Annotated in this window: 17 protein-coding genes; 1 reads left to right on the top strand and 16 read right to left on the bottom strand. The window is 70.0% G+C overall.

Features of this window, described 5'->3' with window-relative positions; all coding sequences use genetic code 11:
* Positions 1–737, bottom strand: a 737-nt coding sequence (locus AB7F93_RS00600; RefSeq protein WP_428300929.1) for an aromatic ring-hydroxylating oxygenase subunit alpha, incomplete at its 3' end; no start/stop codon positions are given.
* Positions 738–939: 202 nt separating this feature from the next.
* Here AB7F93_RS00600 and AB7F93_RS00595 point away from each other — a divergent pair.
* Positions 940–2055, top strand: coding sequence for a hypothetical protein (locus AB7F93_RS00595; RefSeq protein WP_428300928.1), 1116 nt, complete (start codon positions 940–942; stop codon positions 2053–2055).
* Between the two features lie 58 nt (positions 2056–2113).
* Here AB7F93_RS00595 and AB7F93_RS00590 read toward each other — a convergent pair whose 3' ends face one another.
* From AB7F93_RS00590 to AB7F93_RS00520, 15 genes are all read right to left on the bottom strand, one after another.
* Entirely contained in the window at positions 2114–4702 is a 2589-nt protein-coding gene (locus AB7F93_RS00590) for an EAL domain-containing protein (protein WP_428300927.1), read from the bottom strand.
* Between the two features lie 9 nt (positions 4703–4711).
* The gene (locus AB7F93_RS00585; protein ID WP_428300926.1) at positions 4712–5143 is read right to left on the bottom strand and encodes a response regulator; all 432 of its coding nucleotides are present in this window, start codon (positions 5141–5143) and stop codon (positions 4712–4714) included.
* Positions 5140–7650, bottom strand: a complete 2511-nt coding sequence (locus AB7F93_RS00580) for a sensor histidine kinase (RefSeq protein WP_428300925.1) — start codon at positions 7648–7650, stop codon at positions 5140–5142. The genes AB7F93_RS00585 and AB7F93_RS00580 overlap by 4 nt, the downstream gene beginning before the upstream one ends.
* 126 nt (positions 7651–7776) lie before the next feature.
* Positions 7777–9105, bottom strand: coding sequence for an LLM class flavin-dependent oxidoreductase (locus AB7F93_RS00575; protein WP_428300924.1), 1329 nt, complete (start codon positions 9103–9105; stop codon positions 7777–7779).
* Between the two features lie 11 nt (positions 9106–9116).
* Positions 9117–10658 carry a Sapep family Mn(2+)-dependent dipeptidase gene (locus AB7F93_RS00570; protein ID WP_428300923.1) on the bottom strand — a complete coding sequence of 514 codons (1542 nt, stop codon included), beginning with the start codon at positions 10656–10658 and terminating at the stop codon, positions 9117–9119.
* Positions 10636–12141, bottom strand: a complete 1506-nt coding sequence (gene purF / locus AB7F93_RS00565; protein ID WP_428300922.1) for an amidophosphoribosyltransferase — start codon at positions 12139–12141, stop codon at positions 10636–10638. Before purF ends, AB7F93_RS00570 begins: the two co-directional genes overlap by 23 nt.
* 13 nt (positions 12142–12154) lie before the next feature.
* Positions 12155–12652: a CvpA family protein gene (locus AB7F93_RS00560; RefSeq protein ID WP_428300921.1), complete on the bottom strand. Its 498-nt coding sequence runs from the start codon at positions 12650–12652 to the stop codon at positions 12155–12157.
* 19 nt (positions 12653–12671) lie between these two features.
* The gene (locus AB7F93_RS00555; protein ID WP_428300920.1) at positions 12672–13529 is read right to left on the bottom strand and encodes an SPOR domain-containing protein; all 858 of its coding nucleotides are present in this window, start codon (positions 13527–13529) and stop codon (positions 12672–12674) included.
* Positions 13530–13561: 32 nt separating this feature from the next.
* Positions 13562–14857, bottom strand: coding sequence for a bifunctional tetrahydrofolate synthase/dihydrofolate synthase (gene folC / locus AB7F93_RS00550; RefSeq protein WP_428300919.1), 1296 nt, complete (start codon positions 14855–14857; stop codon positions 13562–13564).
* Positions 14854–15720 carry an acetyl-CoA carboxylase, carboxyltransferase subunit beta gene (accD, locus tag AB7F93_RS00545; RefSeq protein ID WP_428300918.1) on the bottom strand — a complete coding sequence of 289 codons (867 nt, stop codon included), beginning with the start codon at positions 15718–15720 and terminating at the stop codon, positions 14854–14856. The genes folC and accD overlap by 4 nt, the downstream gene beginning before the upstream one ends.
* A complete protein-coding gene (trpA, locus tag AB7F93_RS00540) occupies positions 15717–16547 on the bottom strand; it encodes a tryptophan synthase subunit alpha (protein WP_428300917.1) in 831 nt (276 codons plus the stop codon). The genes accD and trpA overlap by 4 nt, the downstream gene beginning before the upstream one ends.
* Positions 16544–17761 (bottom strand): tryptophan synthase subunit beta, encoded by a 1218-nt coding sequence (trpB, locus tag AB7F93_RS00535; RefSeq protein WP_428300916.1) that lies wholly within the window; start codon positions 17759–17761, stop codon positions 16544–16546. Before trpB ends, trpA begins: the two co-directional genes overlap by 4 nt.
* Positions 17748–18380 carry a phosphoribosylanthranilate isomerase gene (locus tag AB7F93_RS00530; protein ID WP_428300915.1) on the bottom strand — a complete coding sequence of 211 codons (633 nt, stop codon included), beginning with the start codon at positions 18378–18380 and terminating at the stop codon, positions 17748–17750. The genes trpB and AB7F93_RS00530 overlap by 14 nt, the downstream gene beginning before the upstream one ends.
* Positions 18381–18383: 3 nt before the next feature.
* Complete coding sequence (gene truA / locus AB7F93_RS00525) at positions 18384–19160, bottom strand: tRNA pseudouridine(38-40) synthase TruA (RefSeq protein WP_428300914.1); 777 nt, start codon at positions 19158–19160, stop codon at positions 18384–18386.
* 21 nt (positions 19161–19181) lie between these two features.
* The gene (locus AB7F93_RS00520; RefSeq protein WP_428300913.1) at positions 19182–20933 is read right to left on the bottom strand and encodes a type IV pilus assembly protein FimV; all 1752 of its coding nucleotides are present in this window, start codon (positions 20931–20933) and stop codon (positions 19182–19184) included.
* Between the last annotated feature and the right edge of the window lie 52 nt (positions 20934–20985).

Below are 20985 nucleotides of genomic sequence, written 5' to 3'. Positions count from 1 at the left end.
GCCCCGGCGCGCTCGATGCGCCGGCGGGTGATCTCGATGAAGCCCTTGTGGGCGATGTTGAGGTGGTAGCCGTCGAGGCAGTTCTCGACCTGCAGCTTCCAGTTGCCGGGGAAGGTGTAGCTCGCGTTGCCGCGCACCAGCTCCATGCCGTCCGGCGCCTGCTCGACCAGCAGATCGATGAACACCCGCGCGTCGCCCAGGTGCTCCTCCAGCGGCAGCACGTCGGGATTAAGGCTGGCGAAGATCCAGCCGCGGTACTCACCGAGTTTGGGTACGGCCTGCAGGTCGTGACCGTCTGCCTCGAACGCCGGCGTGTAGGCGGCGTCCGCGTGGTCCTTGATCGACACGCAGCGGCCGGCGGAGTCAAACGTCCAGCCGTGGTAGGTGCAGCTGTGGAACTTGCGGTTGCCGGCGCGCGTGAGGCACACCAGCGAGCCCTTGTGCGTACAGGTGTTCAGGAAGGCCTTCAGTTCCCCCGCGGCATTGCGCGTCACCAGCACCGGCTGGCGGCCGATGTGCGTGGTGTAGAAATCGTGCGGCCGGCTGATCTGCGAGGTGTGGCACAGGAACACCCAGTTCGACTCGAAGATGTATTTCATCTCCAGTTCGAACAGGAACTCGTCGCGGAAGATGTCGCGGTGCACCGCGAACACGCCCTCGTCGATGCGGTCGTCGATGTAGCGGTCGAAGTCGACCGGGCCGGCGGCCACGGCAGGCCGCTGTGCGGGACTGTTCATTTCCCCTCGTGTCGTTCGGCGCGGCGCTCCGTTCGGCGTCGGAGGCGCTTTGCAGGTTACCGGTCGGCCGCCTGCATGAACGGCCGTTCTGGAGGCGATGCTAGCACGGCCCATCCCGCTGCCCGGCGCTTGATGCGGGTCAAGCCCGCCGGTATCCGACGGCCAAGAATGCCGGCTGGACCAACGCCGCGAGGGCAGCGCCATGGGCATGATCAAGGACATCGATTTCCGCACCGCGCCGCGCTTGTGCAGCGAGGCCGACGTGCGCGCGGGCGCGCGCAACCTGCTGGTGAACTGCTGCGAGGTCCGGCGCGGCACCGAACTGATGGTCGTGAACGAAAACGGTCTGGTCGATCCGGCCGTCGCACGCATCATCGAGGACGAGGCCCGCGCGCTCGGCGCCCGCGTGCACGTGCTGTGGGCGGACGCCATCGAGGGCCCCGACAAGGTGCCGCAGACGCTGCTGGCGGCGGTCGCCGGCGCCGATGTCACGCTGCTCAATCACCTGATGGCGGCGGTGCTGCGCCTGGTGCCGTTCGAAGGCCGGGGCCTGAAGGTGATGAACCCGCTGACCACCTGGGACACGCTCGGCTCCGAGTACGCGCGCATCCCGTTTCAGGTGAGTGCCGAGATTCTGAAAACCCTCGCGCCGCAGTTGGCTGCCGCCGGCGACTATCAGGTCACCTGCCCACTGGGCACTGACCTGCGCGCCCCGCTGCATCCCAAACCGGCCGCCCCGGCGGCGGTCGACAGCTTCACGCTGCGCACCTTTCCGCTCAGCGTGACGGCGGTGTACTCGTGCCTGGAAGCCAGCGGCAGGCTCGCCATCCGTTGGGTGACACCGTCCACCATCCGCGTGATGAAAGCCAAGGGCGTGATCCTGCCAAGCCCGGTGCTGGCCACGATCGAGAGCGGCCGCATGGTCGGTTTCGAGGGCGAGCCCGGCGCGGTGGATGCGCTGCGTCGGTACCTGGACGCCGCCGGCGCCGAGATGAACAAGGACGGCCGCGTGGTGAACTCGTGGCACATGGGCACGCACCCGGCGTGCTTCACGCACCTGCGCCCGCAGGACGACCTGTTCGGCTGGATCCTGCACGCCCACGGCAACCCGCGCCTGGCGCACTTTCACGTCATCGGCGAGGCGCCGCCGGGCGAGGGCTCGATCCCGCTGCTCGACCCCACGGTGCGCTTCGGCGGCAAGACGCTGTGGGAGCACGGGCGTTTGCTGCTGGCGGACGACGCGGATTTTCGTGCCCGCATCGCGGCATATTGCGACCCGGCGCAGCTGTTTGATCGAGGCCCCGAGATCGGAATCTAGGCTATGGCGGCCTGCTCACAGGCCGCCCGGTTACCCGCGGTGCCCGCTCGGCAGGGGGTCAGTCAGCCGGCTCACCGAGCGATGATGGGTCGCCCCGCAGCCATGCGACCAGCGCCTCGACGGACAGCGGCTCGCTGATCAGGTAGCCCTGCATCTGGTCGCAGCCATGCAGTGCGAGCAACTCGACCTGCGGCGCCGACTCGACACCCTCGGCGACCACGTCGATGCCGAGGCTGCGCGCCAGCGCGATGACGGCCGCAATGATGGCGCCGTCAGTGGACGACAGGGTGTCGTCGCCGATGAAGGATGGGTCCAGCTTGAGCTTGTCGATCGGCAGTTGCCGCAGGTAGGCGAGGCTCGAATAGCCGGTGCCGAAGTCGTCCAGCGAGAAACGGATGCCGTGTTCAGCGAGACGCCGGACGGTATCCGCCGCCACCTCGCCGCCCCCGAACAGGGCGCTTTCGGTGATCTCGAAAGTCAGCCGCCCCGCATCGAAGCCGGTTTGCTCCAGCACCTCCAGCACGCGCTGCTCGAACTGCGGGTGCTTGAGCTGCCGCACGGAGATGTTGACCGCCAGGCGCAGGTCCTGGTCCTTGGCAAGCGTCGCCATGTCCTCGCAGGCGCGCCGCAACACCCACGCGCCGAGCTCGTGGATCACACCGCAGTCCTCGGCCAGCGGGATGAACAGGCTCGGCAGCATCAGGCCGCGCTCGGGATGCTGCCAGCGCACCAGCGCTTCGACGCCCGTGATGCGGCCGCTGGCGAGTGCCTTGACGGGCTGGTAGCTGACACGCAGATCACCCCGTTCGACGGCGCGCGTGAGATCCGCTTCGAGCGCCAGACGGTCAGTCGCCTGCTCGGTCATCCCGGGCTCAAAGAAGCAGAACCTGCCACCGCCGCTGCGCTTGACGCGGTACATGGCGGCGTCGGCATTGCGCAGCAGGCCAGACGCGCTGCGCTCGTCGATGGGGTACAGCGTGAGGCCGAGACTGGCGCCGCTGCGGATGGGCTGGCCGTTGATCTCGAACGGTGACTCGAAGGCCTCCAGCAGCTTGCCCGCGACGCGCGCCAGATCCTCAGCGCGCGTGAGGTTGGGGACCAGCACCGCGAACTCATCGCCCGCCAGTCGCGCGACGGTGTCCTCGGCGCGAACGGCGTTCTGCAATCGCTCGGCGATGCGCACCAGGAGGCGATCGCCCACGTCGTGGCCGAGTCCGTCGTTGATGCTCTTGAAACGATCGAGATCGACAAAAATCAGCCCGATCAAGCCGCCGTGGCGATCCGCCTCGACCATGGCCCGTTCCAGGCGATCGGCGAACAGCACGCGGTTTGGCAGGCCGGTAACGGCGTCGTAATGGGCCAGCTGCTGCAGCCGCTGCTCGGCGCGCTGGCGCTGGATGACGTTGCCGAGCTGATCGGCCACGGCCTGCAGCACGCGCAGCAGGCGTTCATCGCGCGGTCGTCGCTCGGCCAGCCAGCACTCGACGACGCCAAGCGGCCCGCGTTCACCCGGCACAGCTACCGCAATTGCCGTGCGCACGTCGGCGGGCAACGGCGGTGTAGCAGGCGCCCCGGCACTGTCGATTTCATGCCACAGGGAGTGACCGGTTTGGCTGGCTTGCTGGGCGAGGCTGCGTGCCGCTGCGTTGCCGTCCGGTGCGCCGGCTTGCCGGCCTGAAGCGACCGCCACGGCGTGCCGCTCCAGAGTCGCATCGCGCTCGTCGAGCAGCCATATCTGCACCTGCAGCCAGTCATGCTCCTCGCGCACTTGGTCAGCGCATGCACTGAGGATATCGGGCAGGCTGGCCCCGGCGGTCGCGCGCTGCGACACGCTCAGCAGCAAACGCATCTCGCGTTCGTGCTGCACGCGATCGCCGATGTCGTGCAGCACCAGCAGGAACGCCGCGTGACCGTTCTCGCGGTACTTGGTCAGCGCGGCCTCGATCAGCACCGGATGGCCATCCACGCGCTGGCCGGAAATGTCGGCCTGTTCGCCGATCCGCCAGGTGGCCTCGGGCGCGGTGGTGAAGGCCTCCAACAACTCCTCGAACATCGACCACTGGTGGCGCGGGATCAGCCGCGACAGGGGTTGGCCGACGATGTCCGCCTCGGCGTAGCCGAGCAGCGCGGCGGCGCCGCCACTCCACAGGGTGATGCGGTAGTCGGCGTCGAAGCCGATAACGGCGTCGGCGCTGACCGCCAGTAACTGGCGTACGCGGGCGTCGGCCGCGATCTGGCGCTGGTGCTCACGGGTTGCGCGCAGCTCGCGTGCAATGGCCGGCACCAGTCGCTTGAGGTCGCCCTTGGTCACATAGTCGCGGGCGCCTTCCTGCAAGGCCCGCACGGCCGCCGCTTCGCCCAACGTGCCGGAGACGAAAATGAATGGCACGCTCGGCGTGTGGTGCTGCACCATGGCAAGAGCAGTGTGTCCGCCGAAGCCCGGCATGGTGTAGTCGGCCAGCACCACGTCCCAGTCGTCTTCCAGCGTGCGAAGCAGATCTTTTTCCGTGGCCACCCGCCGCCAGTTCGGCGCGTAACCGCCTTCGCGAAGGTGCGCGATCAGCAGCAGCGCATCGTCCGGCGAATCGTCGATAACCAGTACCCGCAGCGGGGCGGGGGAGCGGTCAGTCGAGGCGGTGTCGGACACGGTAGCGCCTCAGGGCCGCCGGTTCAGCAGCAGCCAGTACAGGCCAAGTTGCTGTGCGGCGGCGACGAACTCGTCGAAGTCGACCGGCTTACGCACGTAACTGTTGCAGCCGAGGCGATAACTTTCGACGACGTCGCGCTCCTCGGCCGACGAGGTGAGCACGACGACGGGCTGAGACCAGGTGCGTTCGTCAGCCCGGATCTGACGCAGCACCTCCAGTCCGTCGATGCGCGGCAACTTGAGATCCAGCAACACCACGGCAGGAGCCTGCGTAAGGTCACGGCCCGCCCAGGCATCACGGGCGAACAGGTAGTCGAGTGCTTGCACGCCGTCGCGGGCAACCACAACCTGGTTGGCCAGATGCTGCTGCTGGAAGGCATGCACCGTCAGCGCCTCGTCGTCGGGGTTGTCCTCCACCAGCAGGATGGTAGGCTCGCTCATGTTGGTGCCTCCTGCGGAAGCGTGAACCTGAAGCTCGCACCGCGCATGGGCTGCGCCTCGACCCAGATTCGACCGCCGTGCTTGTGAATGATTCGCTGCACCGTGGCAAGGCCAACGCCGGTGCCGGGAAATTCGTCCATTGCATGCAGCCGCTGGAACGGCCCGAAAAGTTGCTCTGCGTGCGCCATATCGAAACCCGCCCCATTGTCGCGGACCACGAAGACCGGCTCATCGCCCTCACTTTCCACACTGATGCGCGGCGCGGCGGTCTGTCCGGTGAATTTCCATGCATTGTCGAGCAAGTTAACCAACACCACGCGCAGCAGCGCAACATCCGCCCAGGCCGTCAGATTCGGCGAGATGTCGACTTCCACCTCGCGCTGCGGGTCCTGATCGCGCAGTCCGGCCACGATGTCGGTCGCAAGGGCGGTCAGGTCCACCGCGCGCCGGTGCAGTGGTGTCCGTGTCAGGCGAGCCAGGTTCAGGAGATCATCGATCAGGATGCCCATTCGCTGCGCGTTGTGGCGCACCCGGCTCAACCGCTCGCGGTTGGCGTCGCCAAGTCGATCGCCGCCGTCCTGCTCGATGATGCGGCTGAAGCCGTCGATCGCCCGCAGCGGCGCCCGCAGGTCGTGCGAGACGGAATAGCTGAATGCTTCAAGTTCGCGGTTGGTGACTTCGAGTTCCGTCGCGCGCGCCGTGAGTGCGGCGTTCAGATCGAGGATGCGTTGCTCGGCCTGTTTGCGCTCTGTCACATCTTCGAGCAGGCCGTCCCACACGACGCCGTCGCTTGTCTGTCGCGGCACCACGGTCAGCGACGCCACGAAGCCACGCCCCCGCAGCGTGGTGCCGGAGAACTCGGTCTGGCGGAGTCCCCCGGACCGGTGCGCCTCGGCCAGCATGGTGGCTCGTTCACCCGCCATTGCGTGGAACGCGGAAATCGGGCTGCTGAGCAGCTGGCGCATGGAGTCGGCTTCGATGATCCGCAGCAGGGCCGGGTTCGCTTCGAGCAGGCGTCCGTCGGCGTCGTCGTCGGCGACGAAGATGCCAATAGGCAGGTTGTCCACCAGGATCCGAAATCGTTGGTCCGCTTCGCGGGCCTTTTGTGTGGCGACGACGCGCGCCTCGATGTCGCGAATCGAGACGATGATGCGCGCGCGCGCGTCCCCGGGTAGCGCCCCCAGGGCTACCTCGACCGCCAGTTGCGTGCCGTCCGCGCGCAACACCGACAGATCGCCCACTTCGCCGAACAGGTGATGGGGCGTAGGCTGTGCCAGAAAACGCCGCCAGCGTCGGCGGTGGACTTCGAGCATGTCGGGTGGCACGAGGCTGTTTATCGGCATGCCGAGCAGCTGCGCCGGCTCGCGGCCCAGCACCGCCTCGCAGCGGCGGTTGGCGAGCTCGATAAGGCCATTCGGGCCCACCACCAGCACCGCATCCGGCACGGCCTCGAACACGCCACGAAAATGCGCCTCGGCGCTCTGTCGCTCGGCGACCTGGCGGCGCAACTCGTCGGTGTTGTAGGACAGCTCGCGGGTGCGGGCTGCCACCTGCCGTTCCAGGTCGTCCGCCAGAGCGGCGAGGTCGGCGGCTGCTTCACGATTGCGGCGATCGAGGCGACTGAGTCGACCGGCATCGATCGCCAGCGCGCCGCCCAGAATCGCCATCACCAGCGCTACGAACAGCGCCCCCGCCGCTTCGATGCCCACCACGCCGGCCGTGACGGCTGACACCCGCAGCCATGCCAGCGCGGGCACCAGGACCAGCACTGCTGGCAGAAGATGGCGCAGAGACGCGCCACCCGCGTCGTCGGCGATCAGCAGGCCGACGGCGCCCCGATCGGGCTGCGCGCACCACGCCCCGGCCGACAGCAGCAGCAACGAGACTGCTCCCATCGGTGCCATGCCGTTGGTGGTCGATGCGAAGTACAGTCGCGGCGCATCGAACAAATGCCCGAACGTGGCGACGAGGCCAACAAAGCCCGCGCCGAAGGCGAGCCAGACGACCAAGCGCCCGCCGGCTCGATGGCGCCGATGCAGGCACAGGAACGCGACCGCCAGGGCCGCTGCCGCAACACTGGGAATCGCCGGCAGTTGGTCGATCTGGGCCAGGGCGTCCGGCGAGACGGCGGCGATTTGCCGGCGGCCGATGTCAAGCTGCGCGAGGCCGGCAACGACCGTCGCGAGCAGTGCAAGCCGGGCGCACCAGCTCCCGAACGAGCGCAGGCGTCGCGCCTGAAACCCGCTGCCCAGCCCGAACAACGCCAGCGCCAGCAGGCCAAAGACCCGGGCCGCCTGCGGGCGCATGAGCATCCCGTCCGGCAGGATGTCTGGCGCGCTACCGCCCCAGATCAGCGAGCCGACGACCAGCACCAACACCGCGGCCGAGGCCCCCCACACGACGGCCCGCGCCGCGCGCACGCCGTTGACCAGCACGCTGCGCGGCGCCGCACCGAAGCGAAGCTCGGCGCGAGCAGGAGCGATCGGGCGATGGTCGGGTGCGTACAACACGAGCTGCCCTGCGTTCCGCGGTCAGGAGCGCCGGGGTTTTAGCACAGTTCGTCAAGGGCGAAACTGCACCAGGGTCCCATTGACAGCGCGCGATCGTCCTGATTGTGCGGCCGGCGCCAGCGCTCAGAAAAACCGGTTCTTCGGCCGCGGCAGGCCCATGTGCTCGCGCAGCGTCGCGCCCTCGTAATCACGCCGGAACAGGCCGCGCCGCTGCAACTCCGGCACCACCTGGTCGACGAAGTCGTCGAGGCCGCCCGGCAGGTACGGAAACATCACGTTGAAGCCGTCGCAGGCGCGAGCGTCGAGCCAGGCCTGCATCTGGTCGGCGATCATGGCCGGCGTGCCGATCATCTCAAGGCTACCGAATGCCCCGCCTACGTACTGTGCGAGCTGGCGCACCGTGAGTTTGTCACTCCGCGCCATGTCGACCAGCTTCTGGCGCGAGGTGTGGCTCGCGTTGGTCGGCGGCAGGTCGTCCGGCAGCGGGCCGTCGAGGTCGAGCTTTGACACGTCAAAACCCAGCTGAACCGACAGCGTGCCGATGCCGCTGGCGGGGTTGACCAGGCTGTCGAGCTTCATTTTTTTGGCGCGCGCCTCGGCGGCGGTGTCACCGACCACCACGAACGCGCCCGGCATGATCACCAGGTGATCCGGATTGCGGCCCGCGTCCTGCGCGCGGCCCTTGATGTCGGCGTACACCCGCTGCGCCGTTTCAAGATCGCTCACGCCCGAGAACACCATCTCGGCGGTCTCGGCGGCGAGCTGCCGGCCGGCGTCGGACTGGCCGGCCTGCACGATCACCGGCCAGCCCTGCACCGGCCGGGCGACGTTGAGCGGCCCGCGGCTCTCGAAGAACTCGCCGTGGAAGTCGAGCACGTGCATCTTGTCGGGGTCCGAGAACACGCCGCTGTCCACGTCGCGGATGAAGGCGTCGTCGGCCCAGCTGTCCCACAGGCCGGTCACCACCTCGTAGAACTCGCGCGCGCGGCGGTAACGCAGGTCGTGTTCGAGGTGCTCCTTGATGCCGAAGTTGAGGGCTTCGTTGGGGTTGGTGGAGGTGACGATGTTCCAGGCCGCGCGCCCGCCGCTCAGGTGATCCAGGGACGCGAACAACCGCGCCACGTGGTAGGGCGCGTTGTAGGTCGTCGACATGGTGGCGATCAGACCAATGCGCTCGGTGACGGCGGCCAGCGCCGGCAGCAGCGTCATCGGCGCGAACGACGTGACCGTGGCGCTACGCTTGAGCGCGTCCGGCGGCATGTTCGGCACGGCAAGATGGTCGGCCATGAAGAACGCGTCGAACTTGCCGTGTTCGAGCTTCTGCGTGAGGCGCTTCAGCAGCGGCCAGTTGAAGTTGCCGTCCGGCGTGCCGCCCGGGTAGCGCCAGGCGGCGGTGTGGATGCTGATCGGGCGCATGAAGGCGCCGAGGTGCAACTGACGCGATGCGCTCATGACCGTCTCCGTCAGGGTGTAGGCGCCGCCGGCGCCAACGTGACGCCGGCAGCGAGCTGCGCCAGCGCGGCGAGATAAATGCTCATGCCACGGCGCAGGTCCGCGACGGCGAGTTTTTCGTTGTCCGCGTGCGCCAGCATCGGCCCGCCTGGAAAGCCCATGCCAAACGCGACGAAGTTGGGGAAGGCCTTGGCATAGGTCGTCCCGCCGATGGCGAGCGGGGCGGTGTCGTCGTCAGTGAACTGCCGGTAGATGCCGAGCAGCGTCTGCACCAGCGGCGTCGCGGGATCGACCCACAGCGCCTCCTTGCCTTCCACAAGCTTGATGCGGCCCTGGTAGGGCGCCGCGGCATCAGCCAGGCGCGTCTGCTGGGTGGCCAGATCGAGCCCCGGCGGCACGCGCACGTTGAGCTGCGCCCGAAGGCCGGTGTCGGTCGGTAGCAGCAGGCCAAGATTCACGGTGGACGGCTCGAAGCCCGGCGCGGTGTGGCGCAGGCCGAGCGTGGCGCCGTCTGTTTCGAGCCCGATGCGCTCGGCGATGAAGGCGATGGTCCGACCTTGTGCCGAGTCTGCATCGATGCCGAGCGCCCCCCGTGCACCGAACAGCAACTGTGCGAGATGCGTCACCGCATTGATGCCGGCCTGCGGACGGGCGCCGTGCGCGGCCTTGCCGCGGGCGGTGATCTCGACGCCATCGGCGGTGCGGTTGAGGGTGAACGTTGAAGGGTTCGAGCCGCCGTCATACGCGGCGATGGCGGGCTGCAACGTCGTGGTGAGCGCGTTCGGGTCACCAACCAGCGTCGCGGTGGCCGACTCCGGTACGGCATTGGGCACAACGCCGCCGCCGAATGCGCGCAGCATGGGATCGGCCGTCCCGTCGAACAGCACGGACACGTCGAGATAGCTCTTCTCGGCGTGGATGACCGGGAAACCCGCGTCGGCCGCCCAGCCTTCGGTCGGCACAAGACCGGCTTGCCGGACGGCGTCGAGCTCCCGCCAGTCCATGTTCTCTTCACTGCTGCCGACGATCAGCCGCACCGGGCGCGTCAACGGCAGGCCGGCGTCGTTCAGCGCCGCCATCGCGTACAGACTCGCCACCAGCGGCCCCTTGTCGTCGAGGCTGCCGCGACCCCAAACGGCGCCGTCTACGAGGTCGCCGCTGAACGGTGGGTGCGTCCAGCGGGTGGCGTCGCCCGGCGGCACGACGTCCCCATGCACCAGGATGCCGAGCACGTTGTCGCCGCGGCCGAGGTCCACGACCGCCACCTGCTCGCCGGGAAGCAACCGCGCGGTGAGACCGAGCGCCTTGGCGCGCGCCACCACCGCCCGCAGCAGCGCCGTCTTGTCGGCGCGGTGCGGGTCGCCTTCGGCAGTGATGGAGGGGATGCGCACCCAGGCCTGCACGTCGGTCACGGCGGCATCGATACGCTCGGCAACGGCGGCGTCGATGGCCGCGCGATCGAAGGCGGCCTGGGCGAAAGCCCACCTCGGCGCCGCCGCGATCAGCAGCAGCGCGGCGGCGAGTAGCGGCTTACACCACGATTTGCAGTTCATCGCGGGCCGTCGCCGCACGCAGCTGTTTGGCGCCGTCGCTGCGCGCCTGGCCGATGTGTTCGAGGTAGGGCTGGTCCACGTCGCCGGTCACGTACAGCCCATCGAAGCATGAGGCGTCAAACTCGCGGATGTCGGGGTTGCCCTCGCGGGCGGCGTCCTTCAGATCGTCGAGATCCTGGTAGATCAGCCAGTCGGCGCCGATCGACTCGCAGATTTCCTGCTCGCTGCGGCCGTGCGCGATCAGCTCCTGCGGGTTCGGGATGTCGATGCCGTACACGTTGGCGTAGCGCACCGGCGGCGCCGCCGAGGCGAAGTACACCTTGCGGGCGCCGGCGTCGCGCGCCAGCTGCACGATCTGCTGCGAGGTGGTGCCGCGCACGATGGAGTCGTCCACCAGCAGCACGTTCTTGCCCTCAAACTCGAGCTCGATGGGATTGAGCTTCTGGCGCACCGAGCGCTTGCGCTCGCCCTGGCCCGGCATGATGAAGGTGCGCGCGATGTAGCGGTTCTTGATGAAGCCCTCGCGGTACTTCACGCCGAGTTCGGTCGCCATCTGCATGGCCGCGGTGCGGCTCGTGTCCGGAATCGGGATCACCACGTCGATGTCGTGGTCCGGCCACACGCGGTGCAGCTTGTGCGCCAGCTTCTCGCCAAGGCGCATGCGGCACTTGTGCACCGAGATGTCGTCCAGGATCGAATCCGGGCGCGCGAAGTACACCAGTTCGAACAGGCACGGCGTCAGCTGCGGCGTATCGGCGCACTGGCGCGTGTGCAGCACGCCGGCGCTGTCGATGATCACCGCCTCGCCGGGCGCCACGTCGCGCAGCACCTTGAAGCCGAGGCTCGCCACCGCCACGCTCTCGGAGGCCAGGATGTACTCGTTGCCGAGCAGGTTCTCGCGCACGCCGATCACGAGTGGGCGGATGCCGTAGGGGTCGCGGAAGCCGACCACGCCGTAGTCGGTGATCATCGCCACCACCGCGTAGGCGCCACGGCAGCGGCGGTGCACCGCGCGCACGGCGGCGAACACGTCCTCGTGCGTCACGCGCACCCGGCCGATGCGCTGCAGCTCACCGGCGAACACGTTCAGCAGCACCTCGGAGTCGGAGTCGGTGTTCAGGTGCCGCAGCTCGTCCTCGGTCAGTGCCTGACGCAGCGCGTCGGTGTTGGTGAGGTTGCCGTTATGGGCGAGCGTGATGCCGTAGGGGGAATTCACGTAGAACGGCTGCGATTCGGCCGAGGCGGAGCTGCCGGCGGTCGGGTAGCGCACGTGGCCGATGCCCATGTTGCCGCGCAGGCGCTCCATGTGCTGCTGGCCGAACACGTCGCGCACCATGCCGTTGTCCTTGCGCATGAACAGCCGCCCGTTATCGGCGGTGACCATGCCGGCGGCGTCCTGGCCGCGGTGTTGCAGTACCGTGAGGCCATCGTAGATGGCCTGGTTGACCGGTGTCTGGGCGACGATGCCGATGATTCCGCACATGGCCTTACCTCGCTCAAGCCGCCGTGGGCGCCTGAAATTGCTCCAAACCCCATTCGACCGTGCTTCGCAGCCAATGTGCCGACAGGCGCGCCTGCGGCACCAGCGCCGACCCCTGCCACCACAGCGATTTTTGCAGCGGCGTGGCCTCGACCAGCAGGACGGCAGCGCCGATCAGTACCAGGCCGCGCAGCGCGCCGAACACGGCACCCAGCGCGCGGTCGGTGCCCCGCAGCGGGCTGCGCTTGAGCAGGCTCACCAGCAGGTGCGACAGCAGCGCCAGGCCGATCAGGGCGCCGATGAACACCAGCAGCAGCGCCGCCGCCTGGCGCGCCCCCGGGCTTGCGATCGCGCTGGCAAGCGGCGGCATCAGCAGGCCATGAAAACGCCACGCCACGTAAGCCGCCACCAGCCACGACAGCAGCGACAGCAGCTCGCGCAGCAGCCCACGCCAGACGCCCACCAGCAGCGACACGGCTGCCACCAACACGAACAGCACGTCGACAAGGTTCATGGCGCGCGGTGGGAAACGGTCACGGGTACGCCATCACGATGCCGTCGTGGCCGGTCTCCCGCGCCAGCCGGTCGCGCAGCGCCTGCGCCGCGGCGCGGTCCAGATCGGGGCCGACGCGCACGCGCAGCGCCTTGCCGTGCGGCGTCGCCACCTCTTCGGTGAACGCGCTGTGCCCGGCCTTGCGAAGCCGCTCGCGCAGGTCGATCGCGGTCTTGAGGTTGCCGTAGACACCCAGCTGGACCACCCAGGCCTGCTGCGTGGCGGGGGCGGTCACCGGCGCGGCAGGGGAGGGTGCCGGTGGCTTGGCTGTGGGGCTGGGCGCCGGGGCCGGGGCGCCCGTCGGCGCTGCCTTCACCACGGGGCTGGGCTTGGCCGGGGCCGCCACCGGCGGTTTGGGTGCCGGCACGGGTTTGGCTACCGGGGTGGCTGGGGCGGCAGGCGCGGCCGGTACCGGCTTTGCCGCGGGTGGCGCAGCCGGCTTGGGCGGAGCAGGTTTGGGCAGAACAGCTTTTGGCGTGGGGACCGGCGCGGGCTTGGCGGGTTCCGGATCGGCCGCCGGGGCGGGCGGCTCGGGTGGGCTGAATAGCTCAGCCGGGGCGGCGCCGTCCATGTCCGGCGCGGGGTCTTCCTCGGTGAGCGGCGGCGCCGGCAGCGGTTCCGGCACGTCCTGCGGCTGCGGGGCCACGTCGTGCGGCGTCACTCCATCCGTCGGCACCTGCGCGGTGAGTCCGTCAGCGGGCTCGGCCGGAATATCGATCGCCTGCGGGCCCTGCGGCAGTGGCTGGCGCACGTCGTTCAGGACGGGCACCAGAATGGCCAGCAAGGCCAGCAGCACGACGCCGCCCACGATCCGGTATCTGAGCTTGCCCTGGTCCATCGATGCTCCGGAAAGTCAGCAGCAGACGCGAATTATAGCGTCGCGGGCGGGGCTTCCGCCGGCAGCAGGTGGCTACGCAGCGCCTGCTCGACGGTGTGAAACGAGCCGAACACCAGCACGCGGTCGCCGGCGCCCGCCGACCGCTGCGCCGCGTGGCAGGCGGCGGCGACGTCGTCATGGCTGTGCAGCGCGGTGACACCGAGCGCGGTGAGCGAGGCCGCCAACTGCTGCGCGGTGGCACCCCGTGGGCCGTCAAGGCTGGCCAGGTGCCAGGCATCGATAAGCCTGGCCAGCGGCGCCAGCACGCCGGCAGCGTCCTTGTCGGCCAGCATGCCGAGCACGGCGATGGTGCGGCCGGGCAGGGGATGCGCGCGGAGGTTCTCGGCGAGGTTACGCGCGGCCTCGGGGTTGTGGGCGACGTCGAGCACCCACTCGGGATCGCGGCCGCGGCGCTCGAAGCGCGCGCCGACGCTGGCCTGTCGCACGCCTTGCGCCAACGCCGCGTCGTCGATCGGCAGGCGCGGCGCCAGCAGGCGCGCTGCCAGCACGGCGCTCGCGGCGTTGCGCCGCTGCACCGCGCCGGCCAAGCCGGGCATGGGCAGCGCGAGGTGGGCATCGCCACAGGCCCACGTCCACCCGTCGGTACCGGACGCGGTCGCGGCGTAATCGACGCCATACCGCCACAGCCGCGCCCCGGAGCGGGCGGCGTGATCGACCACGCTCGCCGGCGGGCCGGGATCGGTCACGATCAGCGGCTTTCCGGTGCGCGCGATGGCGGCCTTCTCGGCGCCGATCGCGTCCCGCGTGTCGCCGAGGAACTGCTGGTGGTCGAGATCGACGGACGTCAGGATGGCGACGTCCGCGTCCACGGCGTTGACGGCGTCGAGCCGCCCGCCGAGGCCGACTTCCAGAATCAGCACCTCGCAGCCGGCGGCAGCAAAGACATCGAGCGCCGCGAGCGTGCCCCACTCGAAGTAGGTCAGCGAGACCTCGCCGCGGGCGGCGTCGATGCGCTCGAAGGCCGCGCACAGCGCGTCATCGTCGGCGTCCCGCCCGGCCACGCGCACGCGCTCGTTGTAGTGCAGCAAATGCGGCGAGGTGTACACGCCGGTGCGATAGCCGGCGGCGCGGTAGATGGCGTCGAGAAACGCCACCGTCGAGCCCTTGCCGTTGGTGCCGGCCACCGTGATGACCGGCACGCCGGCGAGCGGCGGGGCGAGTGCCGCGAGCACGTGGCGCACCCGATCCAGGCTGAGATCGATCTTGACCGGGTGGGCCGTCTCCTGCCAGGCGAGCCAGTCGTCGAGGCGGCTGAAACGGGCGCTCACGCGGCGGCGGCGCGCCCTTGCAGCAGGCCCAGCAGCCGGGCCACGTGCTCGCGCATCTGCCGGCGGTCGACGATCTGGTCGATGGCGCCGTGGCTGAGCAGGAACTCGCTGCGCTGGAAGCCCGGCGGCAGCACCTCGCGCACGGTCTGCTCGATGACGCGCGGGCCGGCAAAGCCGATCAGCGCGTTTGGCTCGGCGATGATCACGTCGCCCAGCATGGCCAGACTCGCCGACACCCCGCCGGTGGTGGGGTCGGTCAGCACCGAGATGAACGGCAGGCCGGCCTCGCCCATGCAGGCCAGCATGGCGGACGTCTTGGCCATCTGCAGCAGCGAGAACAGACCCTCCTGCATGCGCGCGCCGCCCGAGGACGAGAAGCACACCAGCGGCAGGTGATGATCGAGACAGGCCTGCGCGCCGCGCGTGAAGCGCTCGCCGACCACCGAGCCCATCGAGCCGCCCATGAAGCGGAACTCGAACGCCGCCGCCACCACGCCGTGGCCCATCAGCGCGCCTTCGATGACCACCAGCGCGTCGCGTTCGCCGGTTTCCTTCTGCGTGGCGAGCAGACGATCGCGGTAGCGCTTGGTGTCCTTGAACTTGTGCACGTCGATGGCTTCGAGCTCGGCGCCGATTTCGGTGCGCGGCTCGGCATCCAGAAACGCGTCGAGCCGCGCCCGCGCGCCAATGCGAAGGTGGTGATTGCAGCGCGGGCAGACCTCCAGGTTGTGTTCGAGCTCGGTGCGGTACAGCACCGCCTTGCACTCCGGGCACTTGGCCCACAGGCCCTCGGGCACCTTCTTGGACGCAGTGCCGGTGCGCGTGCGGATGCGCTCCGGCACCAGCCGGGTCAACCAGTTCATCGCCCTTTCCCTCCCGCAGTCTCGATGCCGGCGCGCAGCGCGCGCACCAGCTCCACGGCACCGCGCAGCGCGTCCGGGCCACTCGTGCCGGCAGCGGTGGCGGCTTCGATCTGTTCGATCACGGCGCTGCCGACCACCACGGCGTCGGCAAAGCCGGCGATCTGCGCCGCCGCCTGGGGCGTGCGCACGCCAAAGCCGACGCCGACCGGCAGCGCGGTGTGCGCTTTCAGCGCCTGCACCTGCGCCTCGACGTCGGCGAGATCGACACTGCCGGCGCCGGTCACGCCGCGCACCGACACGTAGTACAGGAACCCGCTCGCCTGCGCGGCGACGGCGCGCGCCCGTTCGGGGCCGCTGGTCGGCGCCAGCAGGAAGATGCTGTCGAGGCCCGCAGAGCGGAGCGCCGCCGCGTGCGCGGGCTCCTCGTCGAAGGGCAGGTCGACGGTGAGCGCGCCGTCCACGCCGGCCGCCGCGGCGGCATCGGCGAAGCGCTCGACGCCCATCTGCTCGATGGGGTTCAGGTACCCCATCAGCACCACGGGGGTGGTGGTGTCGGTCTGCCGGAACGCGCGTACCTGCTCCAGCACGCGGCGCAGGTCCATGCCCTGCGCCAGCGCGCGCTCGGAGGCACGCTGGATCACCGGCCCGTCGGCCATCGGGTCCGAGAACGGCACGCCGAGCTCCAGCACGTCGGCGCCAGCCGCGACCAGCGCGTGCATGAGGTCGACGGTCTGGTCCGGGTGCGGGTCACCCGCCGTGACGAAGATCACGAGGCCCGCCCGCCGGGCCGCGCGCAGCTCGGCAAATCGCGTCGCCAGGCGGCTCATACGTGGATGCCCTCGATCGTCGCCACGGTATGGATGTCCTTGTCGCCGCGCCCGGACAGGCACACCACGACACTCTGCTCGGGCCGCATGGACGACGCGAGCTTGCCGGCGTAGGCCAGCGCGTGCGAGGACTCGAGCGCCGGGATGATGCCCTCGGTGCGCGTCAGGTGATGAAACGCCGCCAGCGCCTCGTCGTCGCCGACCGTCACGTAGCGCGCGCGGCCGATGTCGTTGAGCCAGGCGTGCTCGGGGCCGACGCCTGGGTAATCCAGACCGGCCGAGATGGAATGCGTGCTGCCGATCTGACCGTCCTCGTCCTGGATCAGGTACGTGCGGTTGCCGTGCAGCACGCCGGGTTTGCCGGCGCTGATGGAGGCCGCGTGGCGACCGGTGGCCAGACCATACCCGGCCGCCTCGACGCCATATAGCGCAACGTCGGCATCGCCGATGAACGGGTGGAACATGCCGATCGCGTTCGAGCCACCGCCCACGCAGGCCACCACCGCATCCGGCAGTCGGCCCGTGCGCTCCAGCATCTGGGCGCGCGTCTCGCGGCCGATGATGGCCTGAAAGTCGCGCACCATCTGCGGGTACGGGTGCGGTCCGGCCACGGTGCCGATGATGTAGAAGGTGTTGTCGACGTTGGCCACCCAGTCGCGCAGCGCCTCGTTCAGCGCGTCCTTCAGCGTGCGGGAACCGCTTTCCACCGCCCGCACCTCGGCGCCCAGCAGGCGCATGCGGTACACGTTGGCGGTCTGGCGCTGGATGTCCTCGGCGCCCATGTACACCACGCACTCCACGCCCAGGCGCGCCGCCACGGTGGCGGTGGCCACGCCGTGCTGGCCGGCGCCGGTCTCGGCGATGACGCGCGTCTTGCCCATGCGCCGCGCCAGCAGGATCTGCCCGACGGTGTTGTTGATCTTGTGCGCGCCGGTGTGGTTCAGGTCCTCGCGCTTGAGGTAGATGCGCGCACCGCCCGCCTCGCGCGTCCAGCGCTCGGCCAGATACAGCGCCGACGGCCGGCCGACGTAGTCGCGAAGGTCCTGATCGAGCTCGGCCTGGAAGGCCGGGTCGGTCTGCGCGTGGCGATACGCGGCTTCGAGCTCCTGCAGCGGCTGCATCAGCGTTTCGGCCACGAAACGCCCGCCGTAGCGCCCGAAATACCCGTGCGCATCCGGCAAGGGCGCGCTGCTGTCCACCTCAACCCTGCTCATCGTCCACCTGTCGCACCGCCTGCATGAAAGCTTCAATCCGCCCCGCATCCTTGATGCCGGGCGCCGACTCGACCCCGCTGCTCACGTCCACCGCCCACGGCCGCACGCGCCGGAGCGCCGCCGCCACGTTGCCGGCGTCGAGCCCGCCCGCCAGCAGCAGCGGCCGCGGCAGACCGGCCGGCACGGCAGCCCAGTCGAACGTGCGCCCGCTGCCCCCCGGCACACCGGGCACGAAGGCATCCAGCAGCAGCCCGGCGGCATCGTGATATGCGGCCGCCTGTGCGGCCAGGTCCACGCCGTCCCGCACGTGCAGCGCCTTCAGGTACCGCCGGCCGTAGCCGCGGCATTCGCCTGCCGGTTCTGCGCCGTGGAACTGGATGACATCCAGCGGTACTTGCGCCAGCACATCGGCGATCTGCTCCCGCCCGGCGTCCACGAACAGGCCGACCACGCTCACCAGCGGCGGCAGCGCCGCCACGATGACCTGCGCCTGCGCCACGCTGACGTAGCGGGAACTTGCGGGATGGAACACGAGCCCGATGGCGTGCGCGCCGGCCCGTGCTGCCGCCAGCCCGTCCTCGGGACGTGTGATGCCGCAGATTTTAACGCGCGTGGGCATGGCTCAGACCGGCAACAGCGGCGGCGGCGGCTCGACGCCGTAATGGGGCGGGTACTGTACCGCCGTCAGATAGAGCCCCGCCGCCGGCGCGGTGCGGCCGGCCTGCGTGCGATCGCGCCCGGCGAGCAGCTGGCTGGCCCACTCGACCGGCTGATCGCCGGTGCCGATGTCGAGCAGCGTGCCGACCAGGTTGCGCACCATGTGGTGCAGGAAGGCGTTGGCTTTCGCGTCGATCACCAGCCACGGCCCGTGGCGGCGCACGTCGAGCTGCACGAGGTTCCGCCACGGCGAGCGCGACTGGCAGGCGGCGGCGCGAAAGGCGCTGAAATCGTGCTCGCCGAGCAGGCTTTGCGCGGCCGCGTGCATGGCCTGCGCATCGAGCGGGCGCGGCTCCCAGGCAACGCGCGCGTGGCCCACCGCGGGCGCCTGCGGGCGGTTCAGGATCAGGTACCGGTAGGCGCGCGACAGGGCGCTGAAACGGGCGTGGAAATCGTCCGCCACCGGCTGCGCGGCGACGATGCGCACGTCGCCCGGCAGCCGCGTGTTGGCGCCGCGCAGCCAGGCGCGCTGCGGGCGCTCGGCGGTGGTATCGAAGTGCACCACCTGCCCCAGCGCGTGCACGCCGGTGTCGGTGCGCCCCGCGGCCACCACGCGGATGGGTTCGCAGGCAATGCCGGCCAGCGCCTGCTCCAGCACCGCCTGCACCGACGGGCTGTGCGCCTGGAGCTGCCAGCCGCAGTAGGCGCTGCCGTCGTATTCGACGCTAAGGGCGATCCGCAAAACGCTGGCTGGCGCCCGCCCTCACGCGTCCAGACGCGCCAGCAGGGCCGCGGCCTGCGCCTTCTGCGCGGCGTTGCCGGTGCGCTGGATCTCGTCGTGAATCTGCCGCGCCGAGGGGCCGTCGGCCATGCCGACGTAAGCGGTCAGCAGATCAATCTGCGTGTCCACGGGGTCGCCGAAGCCGTCGTTCGTAGTCGCCAAAGGCGCCGCCGCCACGGTGGGTGCGGCCGTCCGGTCGGGCCTGTGCGCTGCCGCCGGAGCGGGCTCCGGAACCGTCTCGTGCCACTCGGCTTGAGCGACCTGGACCTCGGCTTCCGGCAGCGCAAGGCTTGATGCCTCCCGACGCCGCCTTGCCCATAGCACCAGCCCGGCCAGTCCGGCGCCGGCTGCAGCCGCCAGCACATAAACCCGTGACCCGGAGCTCGGCTCGTCAGGCTGCTGCTGCTCTGCGGCGGGCTGAGTCGGGGGTGGCGTGGGCGCGGCCGCCGTCGGGACGGCCGGCGTGGTCTCGGCGGGGGGCGCAGGCGTGGCCTCGGCAGGGGCCGCAGGCGCCGTTTCGGGCATTGCTTCGGCCGGCGCCGCTTCGGCCACGGCGGCATCCGCCGGCGCGGCTGCGCCTTCGACCGGCGATGCTCCCGAGGCACTGCCCTTGGCAAGCTCGGTCAGGGTACGGATCTGCTCCTCAAGCGCCTTCAGCCGCACGTCGAGTGATGCGTTTTGTTGCTGCGCGGCGTCGAGGGCTTCCTCAAGCAACTGAATGCGGTTTTCGGCCGCGCCCCCCGGCGCCGTCCCTGGCTGGGATGCGGCGGCAGCGTCTTCGCCGCGCAGCACGCGCACTTCGCCTTCCGGCGGGGCGCTTTCGGTCTTGGCTTGTTCAGTCGCGGCGGGCGCGCTCGCCGTGGCCGCGGGCGCGGGCGCGGCTTCGGCTGCCGGCGCTTCGGCGCGCGTGGGTGTGGGCGTGCCCGACGGGGGCACCTCGGACGGTGCGGGCGCGTTGTCGACCGGTGCCGGCTCGGCGGGGGAGGGTGCGCCCGGGGGCGGCGCGCGCAGGGCATCGGCCTGCGGGATGCTCAGGCGGCTGCCGGCCAGCAGCCGCGCCGGATCGCCATTGATGAAGGCCTCGGGATTCGCGCGTTGAATGGCGGACATCACGTCGTCAAGATCGGCGCCGCTTGGCTGCACCCGTCGGGCGATCGACCACAGCGTGGCGCCGGGTGGCACCGGCCCCCAGGTGGCGCCGGCTTTGGGCGCGCCAACGTTTGCAAAGGGATTGGCGCGCGCACGTGGCGCGGCGTGTGCGGGCGGCGTCATCGTCACGACGGGCGTGGCCCATTGGCCGGCCGGTGTCGCCGTGGCGGGCGCACCGATCGGGTCCAGCAAGACGGTGTAGTGGCGCGCCACCTGTCCGGTCGGGCTGAGTGCCTCGACGATGAACTCGATGTACGGCTCGCGCACCGGTTGGTAGGACGTAACGGACACGTACGGATGCCCGTCGCCACCGACCTTGACTTCGAAATGCAGCGTGACCCCGCCGAGGGTGCTGCCCACGCCCATGCGCTGGTGCGCCTCGGCGGAGGCAAGGCTGATGGTCGCGATCTCTGCCTCGGCGGCGGTGGCTCCGACCAGGTCAATGCGGGCGCTGAGCGGTTGCCCAAGAGCCGAACTCACGCGCAGATTGCCCAGCCCGAGCGCCTGGGCGCCGAGCGGCGCCATGCCGAGTGACATCAGCAAGGCGGGTGCCACCACCTGCCCAAGACGCGTGCGTTTAGCCACCTAAACCCTCCCGTGTGTATGCCCGCGCAGCGAATCGCGGCGTGAGGTTAGC

It is taken from the genome of Immundisolibacter sp., assembly GCF_050250495.1.
In the GTDB taxonomy this organism is placed as follows: Bacteria; Pseudomonadota; Gammaproteobacteria; order Immundisolibacterales; family Immundisolibacteraceae; genus Immundisolibacter.
The sequence above is the reverse complement of the archived record's forward strand: the minus strand, read 5'-3'. Positions and strand labels throughout refer to the sequence as shown.

Excerpts from the sequence above, each read along its gene's own strand:
- trpA (WP_428300917.1), bottom strand. The coding sequence starts at position 16,547 with ATGAGCCGCCTGGCGACGCGATTTGCCGAGCTGCGCGCGGCCCGGCGG.
- AB7F93_RS00595 (WP_428300928.1), top strand. The coding sequence starts at position 940 with ATGGGCATGATCAAGGACATCGATTTCCGCACCGCGCCGCGCTTGTGC.
- purF (WP_428300922.1), bottom strand. The coding sequence starts at position 12,141 with ATGTGCGGAATCATCGGCATCGTCGCCCAGACACCGGTCAACCAGGCC.
- AB7F93_RS00560 (WP_428300921.1), bottom strand. The coding sequence starts at position 12,652 with ATGAACCTTGTCGACGTGCTGTTCGTGTTGGTGGCAGCCGTGTCGCTG.
- accD (WP_428300918.1), bottom strand. The coding sequence starts at position 15,720 with ATGAACTGGTTGACCCGGCTGGTGCCGGAGCGCATCCGCACGCGCACC.
- AB7F93_RS00570 (WP_428300923.1), bottom strand. The coding sequence starts at position 10,658 with ATGAACTGCAAATCGTGGTGTAAGCCGCTACTCGCCGCCGCGCTGCTG.
- AB7F93_RS00585 (WP_428300926.1), bottom strand. The coding sequence starts at position 5,143 with ATGAGCGAGCCTACCATCCTGCTGGTGGAGGACAACCCCGACGACGAG.
- AB7F93_RS00575 (WP_428300924.1), bottom strand. The coding sequence starts at position 9,105 with ATGAGCGCATCGCGTCAGTTGCACCTCGGCGCCTTCATGCGCCCGATC.
- AB7F93_RS00555 (WP_428300920.1), bottom strand. The coding sequence starts at position 13,529 with ATGGACCAGGGCAAGCTCAGATACCGGATCGTGGGCGGCGTCGTGCTG.
- trpB (WP_428300916.1), bottom strand. The coding sequence starts at position 17,761 with ATGAGCAGGGTTGAGGTGGACAGCAGCGCGCCCTTGCCGGATGCGCAC.
- AB7F93_RS00530 (WP_428300915.1), bottom strand. The coding sequence starts at position 18,380 with ATGCCCACGCGCGTTAAAATCTGCGGCATCACACGTCCCGAGGACGGG.